The 20,668-nt window shown below is 64.1% G+C and carries 14 protein-coding genes; 6 read left to right on the forward strand and 8 right to left on the reverse strand.

Annotated features, from left to right (window positions below):
• Positions 1-5,943: 5,943 nt before the first annotated feature.
• From AB4Y75_RS13250 to rpmH, 8 genes are all read right to left on the reverse strand, one after another.
• On the reverse strand, positions 5,944-7,233 hold the full coding sequence (locus tag AB4Y75_RS13250; RefSeq protein WP_441436348.1) for a ParB/RepB/Spo0J family partition protein: 1,290 nt from the start codon (positions 7,231-7,233) through the stop codon (positions 5,944-5,946).
• A 75-nt stretch (positions 7,234-7,308) separates the two neighbouring features.
• Positions 7,309-8,376, reverse strand: coding sequence for a ParA family protein (locus AB4Y75_RS13255; protein ID WP_441436349.1), 1,068 nt, complete (start codon positions 8,374-8,376; stop codon positions 7,309-7,311).
• Between the two features lie 145 nt (positions 8,377-8,521).
• Positions 8,522-9,220, reverse strand: a complete 699-nt coding sequence (gene rsmG, locus AB4Y75_RS13260; protein WP_441436350.1) for a 16S rRNA (guanine(527)-N(7))-methyltransferase RsmG — start codon at positions 9,218-9,220, stop codon at positions 8,522-8,524.
• Positions 9,221-9,330: 110 nt separating this feature from the next.
• The gene (locus AB4Y75_RS13265; RefSeq protein ID WP_441436351.1) at positions 9,331-9,852 is read right to left on the reverse strand and encodes a Jag family protein; all 522 of its coding nucleotides are present in this window, start codon (positions 9,850-9,852) and stop codon (positions 9,331-9,333) included.
• Positions 9,849-10,811 (reverse strand): membrane protein insertase YidC, encoded by a 963-nt coding sequence (yidC, locus tag AB4Y75_RS13270; RefSeq protein WP_278267712.1) that lies wholly within the window; start codon positions 10,809-10,811, stop codon positions 9,849-9,851. Before yidC ends, AB4Y75_RS13265 begins: the two co-directional genes overlap by 4 nt.
• A 14-nt stretch (positions 10,812-10,825) precedes the next feature.
• On the reverse strand, positions 10,826-11,230 hold the full coding sequence (gene yidD, locus AB4Y75_RS13275) for a membrane protein insertion efficiency factor YidD (protein WP_441436352.1): 405 nt from the start codon (positions 11,228-11,230) through the stop codon (positions 10,826-10,828).
• Complete coding sequence (gene rnpA, locus AB4Y75_RS13280; RefSeq protein ID WP_441436353.1) at positions 11,227-11,625, reverse strand: ribonuclease P protein component; 399 nt, start codon at positions 11,623-11,625, stop codon at positions 11,227-11,229. Before rnpA ends, yidD begins: the two co-directional genes overlap by 4 nt.
• Before the next feature lie 37 nt (positions 11,626-11,662).
• Positions 11,663-11,800 (reverse strand): 50S ribosomal protein L34, encoded by a 138-nt coding sequence (gene rpmH / locus AB4Y75_RS13285; RefSeq protein WP_003800212.1) that lies wholly within the window; start codon positions 11,798-11,800, stop codon positions 11,663-11,665.
• Positions 11,801-12,263: 463 nt separating this feature from the next.
• Here rpmH and dnaA point away from each other — a divergent pair, with 463 nt between their 5' ends.
• From dnaA to gyrB, 6 genes are all read left to right on the forward strand, one after another.
• Positions 12,264-13,694, forward strand: a complete 1,431-nt coding sequence (dnaA, locus tag AB4Y75_RS13290; protein ID WP_441436354.1) for a chromosomal replication initiator protein DnaA — start codon at positions 12,264-12,266, stop codon at positions 13,692-13,694.
• Between the two features lie 565 nt (positions 13,695-14,259).
• On the forward strand, positions 14,260-15,384 hold the full coding sequence (gene dnaN, locus AB4Y75_RS13295) for a DNA polymerase III subunit beta (RefSeq protein WP_441436355.1): 1,125 nt from the start codon (positions 14,260-14,262) through the stop codon (positions 15,382-15,384).
• Between the two features lies 1 nt (position 15,385).
• Positions 15,386-16,318, forward strand: a complete 933-nt coding sequence (gnd, locus tag AB4Y75_RS13300) for a phosphogluconate dehydrogenase (NAD(+)-dependent, decarboxylating) (RefSeq protein WP_441436356.1) — start codon at positions 15,386-15,388, stop codon at positions 16,316-16,318.
• 9 nt (positions 16,319-16,327) lie between these two features.
• Positions 16,328-17,593: a DNA replication/repair protein RecF gene (recF, locus tag AB4Y75_RS13305; protein ID WP_441436357.1), complete on the forward strand. Its 1,266-nt coding sequence runs from the start codon at positions 16,328-16,330 to the stop codon at positions 17,591-17,593.
• Positions 17,583-18,170 carry a DUF721 domain-containing protein gene (locus AB4Y75_RS13310; protein WP_441436358.1) on the forward strand — a complete coding sequence of 196 codons (588 nt, stop codon included), beginning with the start codon at positions 17,583-17,585 and terminating at the stop codon, positions 18,168-18,170. Before recF ends, AB4Y75_RS13310 begins: the two co-directional genes overlap by 11 nt.
• A 434-nt stretch (positions 18,171-18,604) precedes the next feature.
• Complete coding sequence (gene gyrB / locus AB4Y75_RS13315; RefSeq protein WP_441436506.1) at positions 18,605-20,605, forward strand: DNA topoisomerase (ATP-hydrolyzing) subunit B; 2,001 nt, start codon at positions 18,605-18,607, stop codon at positions 20,603-20,605.
• Positions 20,606-20,668: the final 63 nt, after the last annotated feature.

A 20,668-nucleotide genomic window follows, 5' to 3' on the forward strand; every position in this document is an offset into this window, starting at 1 on the left:
GCAACTCCGCACCTCGCCCCAACGCCCTGAGGGTGCACCATCCACTCAGGATTGCGAGCTGCACACGTTGCCAGTAGCCCGTCCCGGAGAGTCTTAGGCGGCCGGATTCCCAGTGGGTCCGAATCCCTGAGCAGGGAACCAGCAGGGAACGCCGCCTGCATGATCAGAACCTGAACCCTCGGACCTTGGCTGCAGACCTGAGTGATCTCCTGCCGAGTGACGAGCCGAATCTCAAGTGAATTCAGTGAATTAGGTGAATACCCTAGGCTGACCGGGGGCCGTACACCGATCAGCGTCCGACTCTCCGTTGCACACCAGGAGGAATCAGTTCTTCGCTCCAGAGACCGCTCAAACCCCGTCCGCTTTCAGGAGACTGCAGGCTGCTTGAGGCCATGGCGCCTACGCAGGCGCTGGTGGATGGGTATCCACCAAGGGATCATCTGGAGGTCTTGGCTTCTCCAATCCCATCGGTCCGCCCACGGCCGCGGGTGCGGAACTGACTGGTGGCGGGGCGCAGCCAAAGGGAGCAATTGCCCTGTAGCGGTGAATGCCGAGTGGGGTGAAGACTATTCAGCGGGCGAACCTGCGCTCGGAGGCAGGGGCTCCAGCTCGTCGGCCCGAAGGTCCAGAAGATCCTCGGCTACAGCGCTCTGGCTCGTCCTCCGCCCGTTTGGACCGCCTGTGTATCGGTCCTACCGAGCCGTGCGCCGTCCTCAAGGAACCGAGCCTGCGTTGATCAAGGAAACTCAATATCAACCTTGCAGCGTCTTCTCGTCCGTCATTTAGGGGAGAAGGCACCCACAGCCTTCGGCCTCATGGAGTGAGCTCCGGTGGCCTTCTGAACGGCCCTGTAGCCTCCGAAGCAGCGACCGCCGGTGTGGCGACCGGATCTTCTGAACCTCAGCACTTCGCGTCCATCTGAGTCCCAGGGCGAATACCCAGAGCCACGGGGAGAGCGGGCCAGGATGCGTCAGGGAGCCTTCCTCAGCTCTATCCTGACCAGCACGCCCCAAGGCTGCGCCGTGGCGGCCGTTCGGTGACCCGTGGGCCTTCGGAGCCACCGACCCTCCAAGTAGTTGTAGGAGCCGACCTCGGGATCTCGCCGAACTCACGGAGGGGCTCACAGGGTTCCCACTCCGGGCGCGGAGCGGCGCGATCCAGATCCCAGCCACCCCGGCATACTCACGCCGGACTGTTCCACGTGCACGAGACCTGAGGCTAGGCACGTACACGACCGGATCATGCTCGTCCGTGATGAGATCCCTGTTTCCAACTCTCACCGGTGGTTCCGCGGATGAGCCACCACGGAGCCACGTGACACCCACACCCACATGATCTCCCGAAGCGGACCCACCAGGTTCCTTCAGGGGTGCCGCCGCCCCCACTAACGCGCGCCCTCACGGAGAGGGGAGTCGGCGCCCTCTTCGGATCCATCAAAGGAGTTCCTACGAGGTGAGGAACCTTGCGCCCGCCCGGCTTAGACTCCCCACGTGAGCTGAGCCACTCAGCAGCGCCCTGGAGCCGCTCAATGCCCCGCAGAGGCCCTCCGAGTCCCTTCTGCACTCCCGAGATCCCCGGGTCGTCCTCCAGGCTCCCAGATGCTCGACTGCCTGGCGTACGTTGAGAGACCGCCAATTGCGAGGGGTGTCATCCACGAGGGGTCCCTTGGGCACTGAAGCATGACCTGGGCCACCCTCGTGACACCACCTGACTGGGCACCGGCCACCCGTGCCGCGCCCTTTGGTCCGGTCGACGTCGAGCATCGCCTTCCTGAGGTCTCCACGGTGGGAAGGCCTGAAGCGCATCCATCGCCCGGCGCGTGGATATTCAGCGTCCCCAATCGTGCGGAGGTTGTCCCCGGTAGCCGGCGCAGTACACGGACCGCTATGCAGACAGTACAGAGGAACACTCATTCAACGCAGCGGCCTTCTACGACGCGCTGCCCTCACTCACCCCTCCAGGAACGCTGAACAAGCGGTGTCGTGATGGACGAACACCCGGGCTGGTGAGCCCCGTCAGCCATGATGAGGATCCGGGGTGTATGGACATGTCCGGGGGAGCAAATGGCCCGGATCCGCGGATCCGATTCATCAACCCAAGCTGCGCTGAAGTCCGCGGTCTTCCGGTATCGCAAGTCGGGACGATCGGTGCTGCTTCGCGATCGCTGAGGTTCACAGGAAGGCACAGCGTTTGAAGGGTGGGTATTGCCCCGTACCTCCGGAGCCTATGGTGAAAAGTCACCGCGCCACTCCGAGGAGGCCCGATCGCCGAAGGACCTCACCATGCTGATACTCCGCGATGATCATTGGTACACCTCAGTAGCCACGCGGAGAAGTCCAATGCGCCTCACTTGTCCGCTCGAGATCCGGGCCGCGGGCAGGACTGCAAAGCGACCGCCGACCCGCATCCGCAGCGCGGGGCAGCCCGGGACGGGGCGGTCGGGGTAGGGTGGGGGCCGGTTAAGGCCTCTGGCGCCCACGCCCGCGTCCGTGCTCTGGAGCTTCCAGATTGCCTCCCATTCCGAAGTACGCGATCCAGAGCGCCGTGCTGAATGCGTAACCCAGGAGTCCGAGCCTTCGTCTACTTATGTCCGCTCGCGACGATCCATCCGTCCGAAGTGATCGCGTTGTTTCACGTGAAACGAACAGCCGCTCGGAAGGCGGACTCGGGACCGGGCCGAGTACCAGAACGCCATGCCAAACCTCGGGCCTCGCCCACGCTGCCCTGGTCGACCGCGTGAGCTATCCACAGGCTGCGCCACGTCCTGGCTCCACTATCGCCCGTGAGGATCCGCCGCCCTCTCACACGGAACGGACACGCCGCAGGGGAGAGTCGCCCAGATACACGGCTCCACAGTCCAGCACCGCACAGAGACAGAGTTAGCGCGATGGGCCATACGAGCGAAGGAGTCACTGCTCGAGGCCAACCTCCACGTCCGAGACAACATTCACGCCTCACCACCAACCACCCAGCTGCATCAGCCAGGGTGGTATCTCGGCGACGTCGTGCAACCAGTACTCCCATTGAGGACACCCAACGGATTCGTTCACCGGTTCAATGCCGGGCTGCGGTCCGCCGTGCATCCGGATGGAACCACGTGTCGGGGATGTCCTAGCTCCAGACCGGCCTACTCCTGAGGTGACAGTTCAGACCGTCCAGCTCGAGAATCCACCACGTCATCCACATACTTTATCCACAGCGAAATCCACAGGCGTCCTACCGATGAAGAGTGAGCTGTCGACACCGTCGCTCATCTTATCCACAGAGGGCTATGGATAAGTTCGCAGTACTGTTTCACGTGAAACATGGAGCGCCGTCGACACTCGATGGTCCCACGACTGCCGCTCACACACGCTCCTGTTGGCCAAGTGGGTCCCGACGGAGTCAGAATCTCCCACCTAGCTAGCCGTCCGAAAACCCCGGAAATTCAAGGCATTTCTAGCTCCTACATGCCAATTCATCAGGAAACCGCACTGATCTCCGAAACACACGCTCGTCGACGGCGGCCACCGACCTGCTGTCCGGGACATCCCACGCAGGAGGCTGGGCCCGCAAGGATCACCTCCCGAGGTAGGCACGCTGTCAACAGCCATGCTGGAAACCGCGGCGAGAACGCACCCCGAGTACGAAACTGCCGATGGGTCTATCCACACGGTTATCCACAGGCGATCTCCACAGCCGCGAAGCCGCTCATCCAAGGCTTCATCGACGGATACGCACTTCGTCCGAACGGCATCGGGGGAGCAGCTCTCGCCGCAGCGGAAGAGGCCATCCACGTTCCACGGACCGACGAACCACACACCCTGACGATGCCCCTATGAGGAAGACAGCGGCACCCGAACAATCCATCTTCCATGCCGATGTGGCTCAGGAACAGGTGGCGCCCCACCCGGTCTGATCACCTATGAAGCTCCGAGCCCAAGACGTTCCTTACCAGACAGGCAACCAGAGTCGGGGAGCAAGTGAGGCCCGAACCTTTCGGTCGGCCTCGGACAAGCGACCGGGTCTAGGGCTCCAAGGAAAGGCCCTCCCGTCGCCCAGGACCAGAGGTTCAATGACTGTTTCACGTGAAACACACTTCCGGTCCTCTCCGTTTGCACGAGCGGAGGCATAAGCTACAGGATCGGCAGCCCCAGTTGAATAGCCCTCGACAGGCCACTCCCGGGGCGTGGACGTCTCGGACACCCCATCTTCGGCCCTGGCCGATTCGAAGGCCCAATGGACTCCTACGCCGCACTGACACGCCATCCAACCGACTCTGGTCCCATCAGCAGGCGGCAGACCATCGGACTTCGGTCCTCCAGCCGTTCCGCATCCCTACGGCGACGGCACGATGGACGAGTTGATCGGAGAGAGTGGCCCTCACGCACCGACGAACCACCACACGGAAACGCGCCCGAGCCCTTGTCAGAGCCTGCCGACGTGGTGTGGCCGCAGCCTCGAATCACGTCCAACGGGGCGGGCCGCAGATTGCCCTTGGGAGCGTTGCTAACGGGAAACGACTCCCTAGACTCGCCCGCGGGTTTGTTCAGTCCTGCTTCGCATTCTTGACTCCCGGGGGAGGCATGTACTGCTGGGCCGTGACCGAGTTGGCGCGGGAACGCATCTCAGAAACGACGCTTGGCGATCTCAGGTCGGATGATCTAACCCGCGGGGTGCGCAATGCCGACTCTGGGTCGAGTCCTTCCATCGTCACCGGAGGAGCACCGAGCAAGTCTGCTTCAAAGGTCCTAGGTGAGCGATCATCTGCTGAACAACCTTTGTCAGTTTATGAGCGTCCTCGTCTAAGGACACCTCGAGGACTTTGGCCCCGTGCGCCGCTCACGAAGCATGAGCAGCTCACCCAGGAGACCGGCGACCTGACGACGCAGTGTTTGGGCCAGCACCCCATCGACCCCCCGAGATGGGAGTCGGAGGCCCTCAGAACCGACTTGAACGCACCCGTAGGCCGGATCGACGTAATCGGAGAACCCGAGAATTTCTATCATGGATGGGGCGCTGATTCGAAGGGCTCTAACTGCCCACCGTACTGTTTCACGTGAAACATGGACAGCCGGCACCTGTCTGTGCGGGGGCGATCAACGACCCATTGTCACTATTCAGTGGAACGGGAACCGAGGCGACGACTCGATTCATCTTCTGCCTCTCATAGGATCACCCACTAGCACCCAAGCAGTATGAATCCCTCCTAGATCTGTTTCGCGCGTACTTATCACCTGGATCGCCCAATAGGGGACATCTCTGATCGCGCAGCGGCTCTCACCGTGTCGACGACGGCAAAGGCAGCTAGTGACTGCGGATTCAATGACATTGACCCAAACTGCGCAGGACTGAAATTGGCGGCTCCGCCAACTTTGCAGTCGGAGCAGGCGCGGAAGGGAACGTTGGTTCGCCCGACCACTCATCAGCATCTACGGTCCGGCGTTAGTTCCGAGGCTTTAAGTCTCCGGGGGAGAGGTCACAACGAGCGACCCGGCGAGCTCGCCACTGTCACTACGGATTGTGTTTCACGTGAAACATCGCCGAGAGTAGCCTAGTTGGCCAACCGAGATGGGGATGGAACTCAGAATCCAGCACCTCCGGTAGCTCGATCGCACAGGTTCACATCAATGACCCCATTGGCAGTCGACAGTGCCCCACATGGAGGAGGCGTCACCCGGAGCGCCGGCAGACCAAGTCAAAACCCAGAACGACACCGATGAGTCCTGCGGGACTTGCCGGGTACGGAGCACGGGAACGCACGGGTCTACTGCTGCCGTAGAGTCCGCGAGAGAGAACCGTCACGGGAGCCATTGTCCGTGAGGTCAGTACTGATAACGCAGCCCTACTCTCGTCACCATGCGCCCTCTTAAGACAATCGAGTAGGGCGAGCTCGCGACGGGTGGCAGCGCACAAGGGGTCTGTGTTTCACGTGAAACACAGACCCCTTGGAGCCCGGGAGGCTTAGGACGGGTTGATCACGTCCATGATACGGTTCAAATCGTCAACACTAGCGAATTCAATGCTCACACGTCCCTTTCGGGCTCCAAGCGTGATCTTCACGTTCGTGTCAAGCCGGTCGGCCAGAGACGTGGCCAGGTAGTCCAGCCGCTCATGCCGGGCCGTGTTCCTCGGCGCGGTTGGCTTCTTCGGATCGGCGGGATCCTGGAAAAGAACCACCGCCTCCTCAGTCGCACGAACGGAAAGACCCTCGGCGACGATCCGCTGAGCCAGACGCTCCATAGCGGGCGCATCGGGAAGACCGAGAAGTGCACGGGCATGACCGGCGGACAGGACGCCAGCGGCCACACGGCGCTGGACCAAGGGAGGAAGCTTCAGGAGACGGATGGTGTTGGACACCTGGGGGCGTGAACGGCCGATCCTGTCCGCCAGCTCTTCATGAGTGGCGCCGAAATCTTCCAGGAGCTGCTGATAGGCGGCTGCTTCTTCAATCGGGTTCAGCTGGCTGCGGTGAAGGTTCTCGAGCAGAGCATCACGCAAGAGATCGTCATCGGTGGTCTCACGGATGATCGCAGGGACCGTTTCGAGGCCGGCCTCCTGAGTGGCGCGCCAACGGCGCTCACCCATGACCAGTTCGAAACCGTCCTGACCAGGCTTCCGGCGGACCACGATCGGCTGCAGGATGCCGATCTCACGGACGGAATGAACCAGCTCCGCCATGTCCTGCTCGTCGAACTCCTGACGGGGCTGACGAGGGTTGGGGGAGATGTCACCGACAGGGATCTCCGCGAACTGGGCACCGGGTACCGGAACCAGTCCATCCTGGGAAGCCTCGGAGTTCACGGAGATTGATGCATCCACCGCATCAGTGGACTCAGGAGCCGCGGCTTCGCCAACCGAGGCCTTTGCCGGCTGAGCCCGACGGGCCCGGGGCGCAGCCTTTTCGGCCGAACCGTCGACGTCCGCGGCAGCCGCCTTCGGTGCGCGACCGGGAGACTTCTTCGCAGAGCTCTCCTCGGCCTGAGAGGCCTTCTCGGACGTCACCGCCGAGCGGGAGCCGCTCGAAGCCTTCGTCGTCCTCTGAGCGGCCTTCTGCGGCTTCTCAGCACCGGCCGGCGCCTCCTGCGAGGGATTCGCTTCGGTCGCCTGTGCGCCATTCTGGTCGCGGGTTCGCTGAGGAGCGGGGAAGAACAGATCCACCGGGCGGGTTGCCGGGGCTGCACTGCCTGCATCGGCAGCATTGGGGATCAAGGCACCCAGACCACGGCCCAGGCCACGTCGCTTTTCACTCATGTGGGATTCCTCCCTCCTTCCGATGGCGCGAAATCAATCGCTGGGGGTTTTGCTCTGTTGGGTTTAGCGTGCGCATCAGCTGCGCTCAGCGATCTCGGCAGCCGCTTCCAGGTAAGACAACGCGCCACTGGAATTCGGATCATACGTCAACACGGTCTGCTGATAACTCGGAGCCTCCGAGATCCTCACGGACCGGGGAATCACCGCGGAGAGGACTTCCTGCGGGAAGTGCTCCCGTACTTCCGCAGCCACCTGAGCCGCCAGGTTGGTGCGACCGTCATACATGGTGAGCAGAATGGTCGACACTCGCAGATCGCCGTTCAGATGCTTCTGAATCATCTCGATGTTCTTGAGCAGCTGACTCAGACCCTCCAGCGCATAGTATTCGCACTGGATCGGGATGAGAACCTCTTGCGCCGCACAGAACGCGTTGACCGTCAGAAGGCCCAGGCTGGGCGGGCAGTCGATGAAGATGAAGTCGAGACGTTCGAGCCCCTGCTGTTCACGGTGCTTGGCGTAGACATCGATGGCCCGGCGGAGCCGCTGTTCACGGGCCACGAGAGAGACGAGCTCGATCTCAGCGCCGGCCAGGTGGATGGTGGCCGGCGCGCACTGGAGGCGATCGATATCCGGGCAGTCCGCCACCACGTCGGCCAGAGGAAGGTCATTGATGAGCACGTCGTAAATGGAGTCGACCTCGGCGTGGTGTTCGATACCGAGGGCCGTCGACGCATTGCCCTGCGGATCGATGTCGATCACCAGGACGTTCAGCCCGGCCGAAGCCAGCGCGGCGGCGATGTTGACCGTGGTGGTCGTCTTCCCGACGCCACCCTTCTGATTGGACACCGTGAAGACCCGCGTGGCCTTCGGCTTGGGCAACACGCGGCCCGCAAGCTTCTCCCGCCTGCGCGTCTCGCTGGCCAGCTGCCGCGCGATAGGGCTGGACTCGTCAATCGAATCGATCACAGTACTCGCCTTCTTGGCAGACGTTTCACGTGAAACGCCTTCTTTAGATGCGTTATCAACCGAATTAGGTTTCTTTACCGAATCCCGGGTCGGAACACTCCGGACATCGGCGGCACGTGCGGAACCCAGCTGAACGAAGGGCGGAATCCGGTGTACGGTACTCTCGCGTTCACTCACGGGACACACTCTTTCTCCTGGAAATCTCTCCGACCGACTTCTAGCCTAACTGCTCAGCCTCCCGGCTGACTGGCGCGCTTCACAGAGCGCGTGCCCCATGGACCACCCCGGGCGGACCCGGAACCGGTCCTCGCCGGCGTCGGCCCTACTTGCCGACCTTCACCCGGACCACCGTCGTGGACTCTTCCAGAAGGCCCTCGCCACAGACCACGATGTCCGTCTTCACCGCACCCAGTTTCCTGAGCACCTTCTGCGCCTTCTCGATCTCCTCCTGAGCACTGCGGCCCTTGATGGCCACCAGCTCACCGTGACCGGAGAGCAGCGGAAGAGTCAGGCGTGCCAGTTTGTCCAGGGCACTCACAGCCCGGGCGGTCACCACCGTGAAATCCTCGAGCCCGAGAGCCGCCTCGGCCCGTCCTCGCCACACCACGACATTGTCCAGGTCGAGATCGTCGATGACCTCCTGGAGCCAGATGCAGCGGCGTTCGAGAGGTTCGATCAGCGTGAGCTTCAGGTCCGGGCGGGCGATGGCCAGGCAGAGACCAGGAAGGCCGGCACCGGACCCGACGTCGGCCACCACGGCTTCCTGCGGAATGCACGACTCGATGACCGCGCAGTTCAGGACATGGCGGCTCCACAGACGGGGCACTTCGCGCGGTCCGAGCAGACCACGTTCGATGCCCGAGGTCGCCAGGTGGTGCACGTAGCGCTCCGCCAGAGGCAGGCGATCGCCGAAGATGCGCTGCGCGGCTTCCAGCTCGCCACCGGTCAACGCGAGATCGGCTGCGGACACCTCATGACCGTCCTCGACGTTCTGCGCCGACTCATCCTGGATGGGGGACATCCGTTCCTCTCCTGATCTGATTCCGGTGGACCGACCGGCGGCCCATGACTTGCGCTTGCTGCGTGAAAAAGTGACCCGCCCGGTCCTCGCGGGGCCGGGCGGGTGAAGAGTCAGTCTGCGCTGACCACGATGTGCCGTCGGGGGCCTTCGCCCTCGGACTCGCTCACGAATCCGAGCTCGGCCACGGCGTCGTGAACGATCTTGCGCTCATAGGCGCTCATCGGCGCCAGCGCGACGCGGCCGCCGTCGTTCTTCACGCGGTCCACGGCGTCCTGAGCGATCTTCGAGAGCTCGACGGTGCGGCCACGGCGGTAACCGTTGATGTCCAGCACCAGACGCGAGCGGTTCTCCGTGGCGGAGAGGACGGCCAGACGAGCGAGCTCCTGCAGGGCCTCCAGGACCTCGCCGTCGTCGCCCACCAGGCTGTCGAGGCCGTGATCCTCGCCCTCGGCCTCGATCGAGATGTAGGTGCGTCCGTTGCGGACCTCGATGTCGATGTCGCCATCGATGTCGGCGATGTCCAGAAGCTCTTCGAGGTAGTCCGCGGCGACGTCTCCCTCCTCGTCAAGACGGTTCACGTTCTCCGGAGCCTCGCTCACGGTGGTCTCCTCGGCCGGCGTCTCTACACTCACTTCTTCTTCTTCCGGTTGTTCTTGCGGCTCGGCTGGTAGCGCTGGCCCTTGGGCTTCTCCGGCTCGGCCGGGATGTCCTCCGGGGCGACCTTCTTGCCCGTGGTCACGTCGATCGGAGCCAGACCCTTGGCCTTGCGGCGCTCATTGAGCTCGCGGGCGGCCTGGGAACCGGGGGTCGGCATCCGGCGGATCACGTAGAACTGCTGTCCCATGGTCCAGAGGTTGGAGACCGTCCAGTAGATCAGGACACCGATGGGGAAGTTGATGCCGCCCACGCCGAAGACCACCGGCAGGATGTAGAGGAGCATCTTCTGCTGGCGCATGAAGGGGCTGGCCAGAGCTTCCTCGGACATGTTCTTGGCCATGATCTGCTTCTGGGTGATGAACTGCGAGGCGGTCATCGCCAGGATCATGATGATGGACAGGATCCAGACGGACACCCCGCCACCGTGCAGCAGCGCGGAGGACAGCGGTGCGCCGAAGATGGAGGACTTGTCGAACTCGACGACGTTCTCATGGCTCAGGGCGCTGATGCCCTCGCCCTTCTCCTTCGCCTGAGAGATGCCGGACAGCACCTGGAAGAGGGAGAAGAAGAACGGCATCTGGATCAGCATGGGGAGACAGGCCGAGAACGGGTTGGTGCCGTGCTTCTTGTAGAGGGCCATCTGCTCCTGCGCCATCGCCTGGCGGGAGAGCTGGTCCGTCTTGCCCTTGTACTTCTCTTGAAGCTTCTTCAGATCGGGCTGCAGAAGCTGCATACCGCGCTGGGCGCGGATCTGCTTCACGAACACCGGGATCAGGGCCGCACGGATCACGACCACCAGGCCGATGATGGACAGGGTCCAGGTCCAACCGGATTCACTGGGCAGGCCCAGGAACGTGAAGGCTTCGTGGAAGCCCAGCATGACAATGCTGACCAGCCATTTGAAAGGCGCCAGTATCGCCCCAAAGATGTCCATGATGTGTCCCTCAATCAGGCCGCTGAGCGGCGCTCTTCTTCAGTGGTCTTGGCTTCTGCGGCCTCGGCTGCGGCCGGGCCGGGCCCGCCGTCGCGCGGCAGATGGTCGTGCGGATGGTTCAGCATGACGATCCGGGGAATCCGGTCGGGCGGCCAGGACCGTCCACCGTCCGGCACCGGGTCCAGGCCGCCCTCGCTCCACGGGTGACAGTGCAGCAGGCGCCGGCCCGCGAGCCAGCTTCCCTTGACCGCACCATGGACGGTGACCGCTTCCAGCGCATAGGCCGAACAGCTGGGGAAATACCGGCACACCTGCCCATAGAGGGGCGAGATCGCCAGGCGGTACAGCTTGAGCGCGCCGATCAGGATGTTTCTCGGCAGATCGATGACACCGCGCACGACGGCGGCCGCCGCGCTCACGCCTGAGCCTCGCCGGGGACGGTGTCCGCCCCGGTCCGCTCGCGCGTGCGCGCGACAAGACGACGCTGTGCCACGGCGAATGCCTGCTCCATGTCCGCCACGAGTCCCTCCCAATCCGCCTGTGCCGCCGCAGGCAGGGACCGCACCACCACATCGATTCCTGTGGGGTGCTCCTGCAGCAGCCGGGCACCGATCTCTCTCAACCTCCGCTTAACGAGGTTGCGGACCACAGCGTTCCCGACGGCCTTGGACACGATGAAGCCGAAGCGGCCCGGTGAGTCCGGTGACGAAAGGCACGCAGATAGAACTAAGTTCCGGCGCCCTACACGGACACCGGAACGAAGCGTGGTGGAGAAGTCGGCAGGGAGCCGCAGGCGGTTCTGTGCGGGAAGCACTGTGACGCCAGGCCTGGCTCGGGTCGACTAGTCGGCTTTACGCCGAGAGCTCAGTGCGGCCCTTGCCACGGCGGGCAGCCAGGATGGCGCGGCCTGCACGGGTACGCATACGAAGACGGAAGCCGTGCTTCTTGGCACGACGGCGGTTATTCGGCTGAAAAGTCCGCTTGCTCACGGTGGTTGCTCCAGTTGTTTGACGGGACGCGTCTACCTGGATCGCGGGGAAGCAAAGGCTGACGCAAAGTGTGTACTCACCCACGGAACGAACGGAACGGCTGGCTGCCATGTTCGTCCCTGAAGTGTGGGCGTGGATCCCCCATGAGGACATAGGGGACTAGTCAACGTTAGGGCAGCCAAGAGCTGGGCGTCAAATCTAGAGCATACCCACACCCATCCACAGGGGAGTGGACAAGGAGCTGTGGAAACTGTGGATGAGCCGTGTTCCCGGCCATTCCGCGGAACCACATCCATGTAATTATCCACAGGCCAGAGGCTGGCTATCTTCTGGATTTTCGATCGTCTACAGTGTCTCAGTAGCCGTTTTCCACCGATTGTGCATAACACTGTGGAAAAGTGCGGTCCATCACCACGGTCCGGCGCGGCACGACGTACGGGAACCCCAGAGTCAGAAAGTCACGGTGCGCATGGACGAGAGCAATCACGCAGACACGGTCGGTGGTCCCTGGCGCCAGGTGGTCCATCTTCTGGAGCGGGATCCGCAGGTTTCCCCACGTCAGCGCGCTTTCGTCTCCCTCGCTCAGGCTCAGGGCCTGGTGGGTTCCACCCTTCTGGTGGCCGTCCCCAACGAGATGACCCGTGACGTCCTGATCAACCAGGTCAAGGATTCCCTCGACGCCGCGCTGCGCGAGGTCTTCTCCGATGAGATCCGCTGCGCGATCGACGTGGACGCCAATCTCTCCCCGGTCGCGCCCGCGGTGCCCGCCGTCGTCGTGATCCCCGAGGAACTGGACATCGAGACCCCGGCCAACGAGGTCCGCGCCCAGCCCACTCCGCCGAGCAACTCGCAGGAGTTCGGCCGGCTCAACCCGAAGTACCTCTTCGACACCTTCGTGATCGGGCAGTCCAACCGCTTCGCGCATGCTGCCGCAGTCGCCGTCGCCGAGGCGCCGGCCAAGGCCTACAACCCGCTGTTCATCTACGGCGACTCCGGTCTGGGCAAGACCCACCTGCTGCACGCGATCGGTCACTACGCCCGGCGCCTCTACAGCGGGATCCGGGTCCGCTACGTGAACTCCGAGGAATTCACGAACGACTTCATCAACTCCATCCGTGATGACGAGGGCACCAGCTTCAAGCAGATGTACCGGAACGTGGACGTCCTGCTGATCGACGACATCCAGTTCCTGGCCGGCAAGGACGCGACGATGGAGGAGTTCTTCCACACGTTCAACGCCCTGCACCAGAACAACAAGCAGGTGGTCATCACCAGTGACCAGCCGCCGAAGGCCCTGGACGGGTTCGAGGACCGACTGAAGTCCCGTTTCGAGTGGGGTCTCCTCACGGACATCCAGCCGCCCGAACTCGAGACCCGCATCGCGATCCTCCGCAAGAAGGCCCTCAGCGAAGGCCTTTCGGCGCCGGACGAGGCCCTCGAGTACATCGCTTCCCGGATCTCGAGCAACATCCGCGAACTGGAGGGGGCCCTCATCCGGGTCACCGCCTTCGCGAGCCTGAACCGGCAGCCGGTGGATGTCGCTCTGGCCGAGATGGTCCTCAAGGATCTCATCACCGATGAGGGCGCCCAGGAGATCACCGCCTCGCAGATCCTCGACGCCACGGCGGACTACTTCAAGCTCTCCCTGGACGAGCTGTGCAGCAAGTCCCGCACCCGCACCCTGGTGACGGCCCGCCAGATCGCCATGTACCTCTGCCGCGAGCTCACGGACATGTCCCTTCCGAAGATCGGGCAGGAGATCGGCGGACGCGATCACACCACCGTGATGCACGCCGATCGGAAGATCCGCGAGCTCATGAGTGAACGCCGTCAGATCTTCAATCAGGTCACCGAGCTGACCAACAAGATCAAGCAGCAGCAGCGCGAGGCCTGAGGGCCTCCGCGGAACCCACTCCTTATTAACTTAACAACACCTGTGGATAAACCTGGGGACAGTTAAGTGGAGAAGCCGCTGCGATGGCCTTAAAACCTCCAGCACGGCTGTGGATCCCCGAAATGGCGCCGAAGCACTGCCCACAGGACTGCTGGAGTTGTCGGCATTAACACCCACAGCGGGTCAACAGGGCACTTCCGCGGAAGGACGCGGCAGGATCCGGTTATCCACAGAATCCACAGCAGTTATTAACACTACGAATCCCAAAAGATCTGAAATCCGTTAGATAACAAGTTCCCTCCACTCCAACGCCCCACCCCGGGAACTTCCAACGGCCTCCGGCCGAGGACGGAAGGAAGCCACCTCGGCGGACGCCTTCCAGCTGTCCGGACCGTCACCCGAACGACCCCTGGCCAGGAACACTCCTGGTGGCCCCGGTTCCACCGAACTCCAGTGACGACCGCCACCGGTGCGGCACTTGGCTCCGGAGCCGGGTATTCTTGCAAGCTGAATCCGACTAAGCTGGGCGCAACGAGCTCCCGTACTTGAAAGGCGGCACCCTTCCGTGAAGTTCAGAGTTGAACGGGACGTTCTCGCCGAGGCAGTGAGCTGGGCAGCACGCTCACTTTCTCCCCGGCCACCGGTACCGGTTCTCTCTGGTCTGCTCCTCAAGGCGGAACACGGGACGGTCAGCCTCTCAAGCTTCGATTACGAGACCTCCGCACGTCTGGAGATCCCCGCCGAGATCCGCGATGAAGGCACGATCCTGGTCTCCGGCCGTCTGCTCGCGGACATCTGCCGCAGCCTGCCCTCCGCACCGGTCGACATCGAGACGGACGGATCCAAAGTCACCCTCAGCTGCCGCCGCAGCTCGTTCCACCTGGCCACCATGCCGGAGAACGAATACCCCGCCCTGCCTGCCCTTCCGGACAGCAACGGCGTGGTCGACGGAGCCGCGTTCTCCCAGGCCGTGAGCCAGGTGATCATCGCAGCCAGCAAGGATGACACCCTCCCGATCCTCACCGGTGTGAGGCTCGAGTTCGAGGACGACCTCATCACCTTCCTGGCCACCGACCGGTACCGCCTGGCGATGAAGGAACTCCCCTGGGCCCCCACCGCCCCCGGGCAGTCCATGTCCGCGCTGGTCAAGGCCAAGACCCTCAACGAAGTCGCCAAGACCCTCGGCGGCAGTGGTGAACTCAAGCTCGCGATCACGCAAGATGACTCCCGCCTCATCGCTTTCGAGAGCGCCGGCCGGGCCACCACCTCGCTGCTGGTCGACGGAGACTACCCCAAGATCCGTTCGCTCTTCCCGGAAACCACGGCCATCCATGCCGTGGTCAGCACCTCCGAACTCGTGGAGGCCGTCCGCCGTGTCTCGCTCGTCGCTGAGCGCAACACCCCGGTGCGTCTGGCCTTCACTGATGGACAAGTCCACCTCGACGCGGGCACGGGCGAAGACGCTCAGGCCTCCGAAGAGCTGGAAGCACGTTTGGAAGGCGAGGACATCACGGTCGCGTTCAACCCGGGTTACCTGATCGAAGGCCTGAGCGTCATCGAGACCAAGTTCGTCAGGTTCTCCTTCACCTCCGCTCCGAAGCCGGCCATGCTGACGGCCCAGGCGGAGCTCGAGGGCGAGGACTCGGACGACTACCGCTACCTGGTGATGCCCGTCCGCCTGCCGAACTGACGTGCGAAACCAGCTAAGGAAAGAAGTGGACGCCATGCACATTGGTCTGATCGGGCTCGGCAAGATGGGCTTCAACATGCGGCAACGTCTCCGCGATGGCGGCGTGACCGTCACCGGATTCGACCGCAATCCGGAGAAGGCCGACGTCGCGAGCGTGGACGAGCTCATCAGCGCGCTTCCCACCCCGCGGGTCGTCTGGGTCATGGTTCCGGCCGGTGAGATCACCGACGCTCTGATCCGCGAGCTGTCCGAGAAGCTTTCCCCCGGTGACCTGGTGATCGACGGAGGCAATTCCCGCTTCACCGAGGACCAGAAGCACGCCGCGCTGCTCGCCGAGAAGGGCATCCGCTTCGTCGACTGCGGTGTGTCCGGTGGTGTCTGGGGTCTGCAGAACGGCTACGGCCTCATGGTCGGCGGCAGCGCCGAAGACGTCGAATCGGCCATGCCGGTCTTCGACGCCCTCCGTCCGGAAGGTCCCCGCGAGGACAGCTTCGTCCACGTCGGTGACGTGGGCGCGGGACACTACGCCAAGATGGTCCACAACGGCATCGAGTACGGCCTCATGCAGGCCTACGCCGAGGGGTACGAGCTGCTCGCCGCCAAGGACATCATCAAGGACGTGACCGGAACCTTCCGTGCCTGGCAGAAGGGCACCGTGGTCCGCTCCTGGCTGCTCGACCTCGCCGTCAACGCCCTCGAAGAGGACCCGGGTCTCGAGAAGATCGCCGGCTGGGCCGACGATTCCGGGGAAGGCCGCTGGACCGTGGAGGAGGCCATCGCCAATTCGGTGCCCGCCCCCGCGATCACCGCTGCGCTGTTCGCCCGCTTCGTCTCCCGCCAGGAGGATTCGCCCGCCATGAAGATGGTGGCCGCCCTGCGTAACCAGTTCGGGGGCCATGCCGTGAAACAGGCTGGCACCGACGCCGTGCAGTAGTCTCCCGGCGTGTATCTGGCGCATCTCTCGCTGACGGACTTCCGCAGTTACCCGCAGCTCGAACTCCCCTTGGAGCCGGGCGTCACCGTCCTGGTCGGATCCAACGGTGTCGGCAAGACCAACGTGATGGAAGCGATCGGCTACCTCTCCACGCTCGGTTCGCACCGCGTCTCCTCGGACCAGCCGCTGCTGAGGTTCGGCACGGAGCAGGCTTTCATCCGCGCCCGTCTGGTCCGCGGTGAGCAGCAGGCGAGCGTGGAAGTGGAGATCAACGCCGCCAGGGCCAACCGGGCCCGCATCAACCGGGGCAACCCGGTGCGGGCCCGGGACATCCTGGGCCTGGTCCGGTCGGTGCTGTTCGCCCCGGAGGACCTGGCCCTGGTCAAGGGCGAACCGGCGCTCCGCCGGCGATTCCTCGACGAGCTGCTCGTCACCCTGGAACCGCGCCACGCCGGGACCCGCGCCGATTACGACCGGGTTCTCAAACAGCGGAATGCGCTCCTCAAATCGGCCCGGGGCGGACGGCTCTCCCCGGCGCAGGAATCCACTCTGGATGTCTGGGACCACCACCTGGCCGCCAAGGGCGCCGAGCTGCTCCATGCCAGGCTCGCCCTGGTCCGGAGCCTTCAGCCGCACATCGACACGGCGTACGCTTCTCTCACCGACGGGTCGAAAATCGCCCGGGCGCACTACCGCTCGACGGTCGCCTTCGAGCCGGAAATGAGCGGAACGCAGCCCTCCTCACCGGAGGATGCCGCCGCGCGGCTCGCTGCGGAAGACGACGGCGGGTCCGCCGTCGTCGGCATCCTCCCGGCCGAGGATGACGCGGCACGGCTCGCCGAAGACGACGTCGCCTCGCTCACCGAACGCTATCTGCAGGCACTGAAGACGAGCCGCCAGCAGGAGGCCGACCGGGGCCTGACCCTGGTGGGACCGCACCGCGAGGAATGGGAACTGCTGCTCGGGCAGGCTCCGGCCAAGGGATTCGCGTCCCACGGAGAGACGTGGTCTTTCGCGCTCTCACTTCGGCTGGCCGCGTACTACGCGCTGCTGGAGGACGATCTTTCCGGGACCCAGGCCCCGATCCTCATCCTCGACGACGTCTTCGCCGAGCTCGACGCCCAGCGCCGGGCCCGTCTCGCCACGATCGTGGCCACCGCCGAACAGGTGCTGGTCACGGCCGCGGTCGACAGCGACGTTCCCGCGGAACTGGCCGGGTCCCGGGTCCGGGTCCTGCCCGGAACGATCCGCCCGGGAGACCGCGATGGTGCGTGAGCCGTCCCCGGGGCATCCGAAGCGTGGGAATCCGAATCAGAAGGACCCGAAACAGGAAAGCCCTGAACTGGAGGGTCCCGACGCGGCACGCGACGCACTGCGCCGTGCCCGCCGTGCTGCGGAACTGCGCGGCGAGATCCGCAGCAAGTCCGCCGCGGGATCGCTCGAAGGCCCCCGGCCCACGAAGAAGAAGGCTCGTCCCTCCCGGGAATTCGGGAGGGGGCGCGACCCACAGGGCGTGGGATCGATCATGGGCAGGCTCGTGGCGGACCGCGGCTGGACCTCGCCCGTCGCGGTGGGTTCGGTGGTCAGCCAATGGCCGTCCTTCGTCGGACCGGAGGTGGCCGCCCACTGTCAGGCGACCGGGTTCGCCGGCACCACGCTGACCGTGCGCTGCGACTCCACCGCCTGGGCCGCCAATATGCGACTGCTGCGGCCCAGCCTTCTGGAGAAGTTCCGGGCCGAGGTGGGGCCCGGGATCGTCACGGTGATCGAGATCCATGGCCCCAACGCGCCGTCCTGGAAGAAGGGCCGCCGGAGTGTGCCCGGACGGGGTCCGCGCGACACCTACGGGTGAAACGCTCCACGGCCTCCAGAAGCTCTGGAGGCCCCGTGAGTCGTATCCCGGGCCATCCAAGAGCCTTCCGAGAGCGCCAGGAGCCCGTTGCGGGCCGGTCAGAGCCATTTTTCTTCGCCAGGAGCATCCCAGAATCAGGAATCGTTCAGTTCTAAAGGGTAGAATGAATGGTGAGGCTCAGAGCGCCGCTTCGTGACGGATCCGGCGCTCGATCCATGTCCCGGGACCGCTCCGGCGGCGCCTCACGCCGGAGGACCCATGGAACGAGCACCACACACGTCAGCCCGTTCACGTCAGCCGACCGCCGCGGCGGATGGCTGGCAGAGCACGCTTTATTGGCAGAGCACGCTTTAAGAGAGCAACGAAGGAAAGACACGCCTGTGGCCATTGAGAACGCCGAACACCAAGACGCCGATTCGCAGCCGGAAAGCGGGCTGTCCACCACCACCCAGCGTGACTACGGCGCCAGTGACATCACCGTCCTTGAAGGTCTGGAAGCCGTCCGCAAACGGCCCGGCATGTACATCGGTTCGACCGGCCCCCGCGGTCTGCACCACCTGGTCTACGAAGTCGTGGACAACTCGGTGGATGAGGCCCTGGCCGGTTACTGCTCGCACATCGAGGTGGTGCTCCAGGCCGACGGCGGCGTGAGCGTCGTGGACGACGGCCGTGGCATTCCGGTGGACATCCACCCCACCGAGGGCAAGCCCACGGTGGAAGTGGTCATGACCATCCTGCACGCCGGCGGCAAGTTCGGTGGCGGGGGCTATTCCGTCTCCGGTGGTCTGCACGGTGTGGGCATCTCCGTGGTGAACGCGCTCTCCCGTCGGGTGGACACCGTGGTCCGCCGTCAAGGTCATGCCTGGCGCATGTCCTTCGCGGACGGCGGCAAGCCCATGGGCCCGCTGGTGGAAGGGGAAGAGACGGATGCCACCGGCACGACTCAGACCTTCTACCCGGACCCTGAGATCTTCGAGACCACCGAGTTCGACTTCGAAACCCTCCGCGCCCGCTTCCAGCAGATGGCGTTCCTGAACAAGGGCCTGCGCATCACGCTCACGGATGAGCGTGAGATCGAGGCGCCCGACGAGGACCTGGATCTGGATCACCTCAATGAGGTGGAGAGCGGCCCCAAGACGGTGGTCTACCAGTACGACAACGGCCTCCTGGACTACGTGGTCCACCTCAACAAGAGCAAGAAGACCGAGCTGGTCCACCCGGACGTCATCTCCCTCGCCACCGAGGACGGGGAGAAGCAGATCTCCCTGGAGATGGCGATGCAGTGGACCACGGCCTACTCCGAGAGCGTCCACACCTACGCCAACACCATCAACACCCATGAGGGCGGCACCCACGAAGAGGGCTTCCGCGCTGCGCTGACCACCCTCATGAACCGCTACGCCCGCGAGAAGAACATCATCAAGGAGAAGGACGACAACCTCACGGGTGATGACATCCGTGAAGGTCTGACCGCCGTCATCTCCGTGAAGCTCTCCGAACCGCAGTTCGAAGGCCAGACCAAGACCAAGCTCGGCAACTCGGAGGCCAAGGGCTTCGTGCAGCGTGCCGTGACCGAGGAACTCGGTGACTGGCTGGAGCGTAACCCCGGCCCTGCGCGGGACATCATCCGTAAGGCGATCAACGCCGCCCAGGCTCGGCTCGCGGCCCGGAAGGCCCGTGACAACGCCCGGCGGAAGAGCCCGCTGGAGTCCTTCGGCATGCCCGGCAAGCTTTCCGACTGCTCCTCGAAGGACCCCTCGCGCTGCGAGGTGTACATCGTGGAGGGTGACTCCGCAGGCGGTTCCGCCAAGCGCGGCCGCAATCCGGAGACCCAGGCGATCCTGCCCCTGCGAGGCAAGATCCTGAACGTCGAGCGTGCCCGCCTGGACAAGGCCCTCGGCAACGCCGAAGTGCAGTCGATGATCACGGCGTTCGGCGCCGGCATCGGCGAGGACTTCGACCTCGAGAAGCTGCGGTACCACAAGATCGTGCTCATGGCCGATGCCGATGTGGACGGCCAGCACATCACCACACTGCTCATGACCCTGCTGTTCCGCTACATGCGGCCGCTCATCGAGAACGGTTACGTGTACCTGGCACAGCCGCCGCTGTACCGCATCAAGTGGTCCAACGCGACGCACGACTACGTCTACAGCGACGCCGAGCGCGACGCGGCGCTGGTCAAGGGCCAGTCCGAGAACAAGCGCCTGCCCAAGGAGAACGGCATCCAGCGCTACAAGGGTCTCGGTGAGATGGACTACACCGAGCTGTGGGACACCACCATGGACCCGGACCGCCGCACGCTGCTGCAGGTCACCATGGACGACGCCCTCGCCGCGGACCAGGTCTTCTCGGTCCTCATGGGCGAGGACGTCGAATCCCGACGGAACTTCATCCAGCAGAACGCCAAGGACGTCAGGTTCCTGGACATCTAGGCGCCCCGACGACGGCGGCCGCGTGCCGCCGTCGTGCGCCTGATCCGGAACTGATCAACGTGA

The organism is Arthrobacter sp. RAF14 (genome assembly GCF_052114185.1).
Classification (GTDB): domain Bacteria; phylum Actinomycetota; class Actinomycetes; order Actinomycetales; family Micrococcaceae; genus Arthrobacter_E.

What these genes read in the sequence shown, in the direction of transcription:
- AB4Y75_RS13250 (WP_441436348.1), bottom strand. Translation starts at nt 7,233, where the DNA reads ATGAGTGAAAAGCGACGTGGCCTGGGCCGTGGTCTGGGTGCCTTGATC.
- rsmG (WP_441436350.1), bottom strand. Translation starts at nt 9,220, where the DNA reads ATGTCCCCCATCCAGGATGAGTCGGCGCAGAACGTCGAGGACGGTCAT.
- yidC (WP_278267712.1), bottom strand. Translation starts at nt 10,811, where the DNA reads ATGGACATCTTTGGGGCGATACTGGCGCCTTTCAAATGGCTGGTCAGC.
- AB4Y75_RS13310 (WP_441436358.1), top strand. Translation starts at nt 17,583, where the DNA reads ATGGTGCGTGAGCCGTCCCCGGGGCATCCGAAGCGTGGGAATCCGAAT.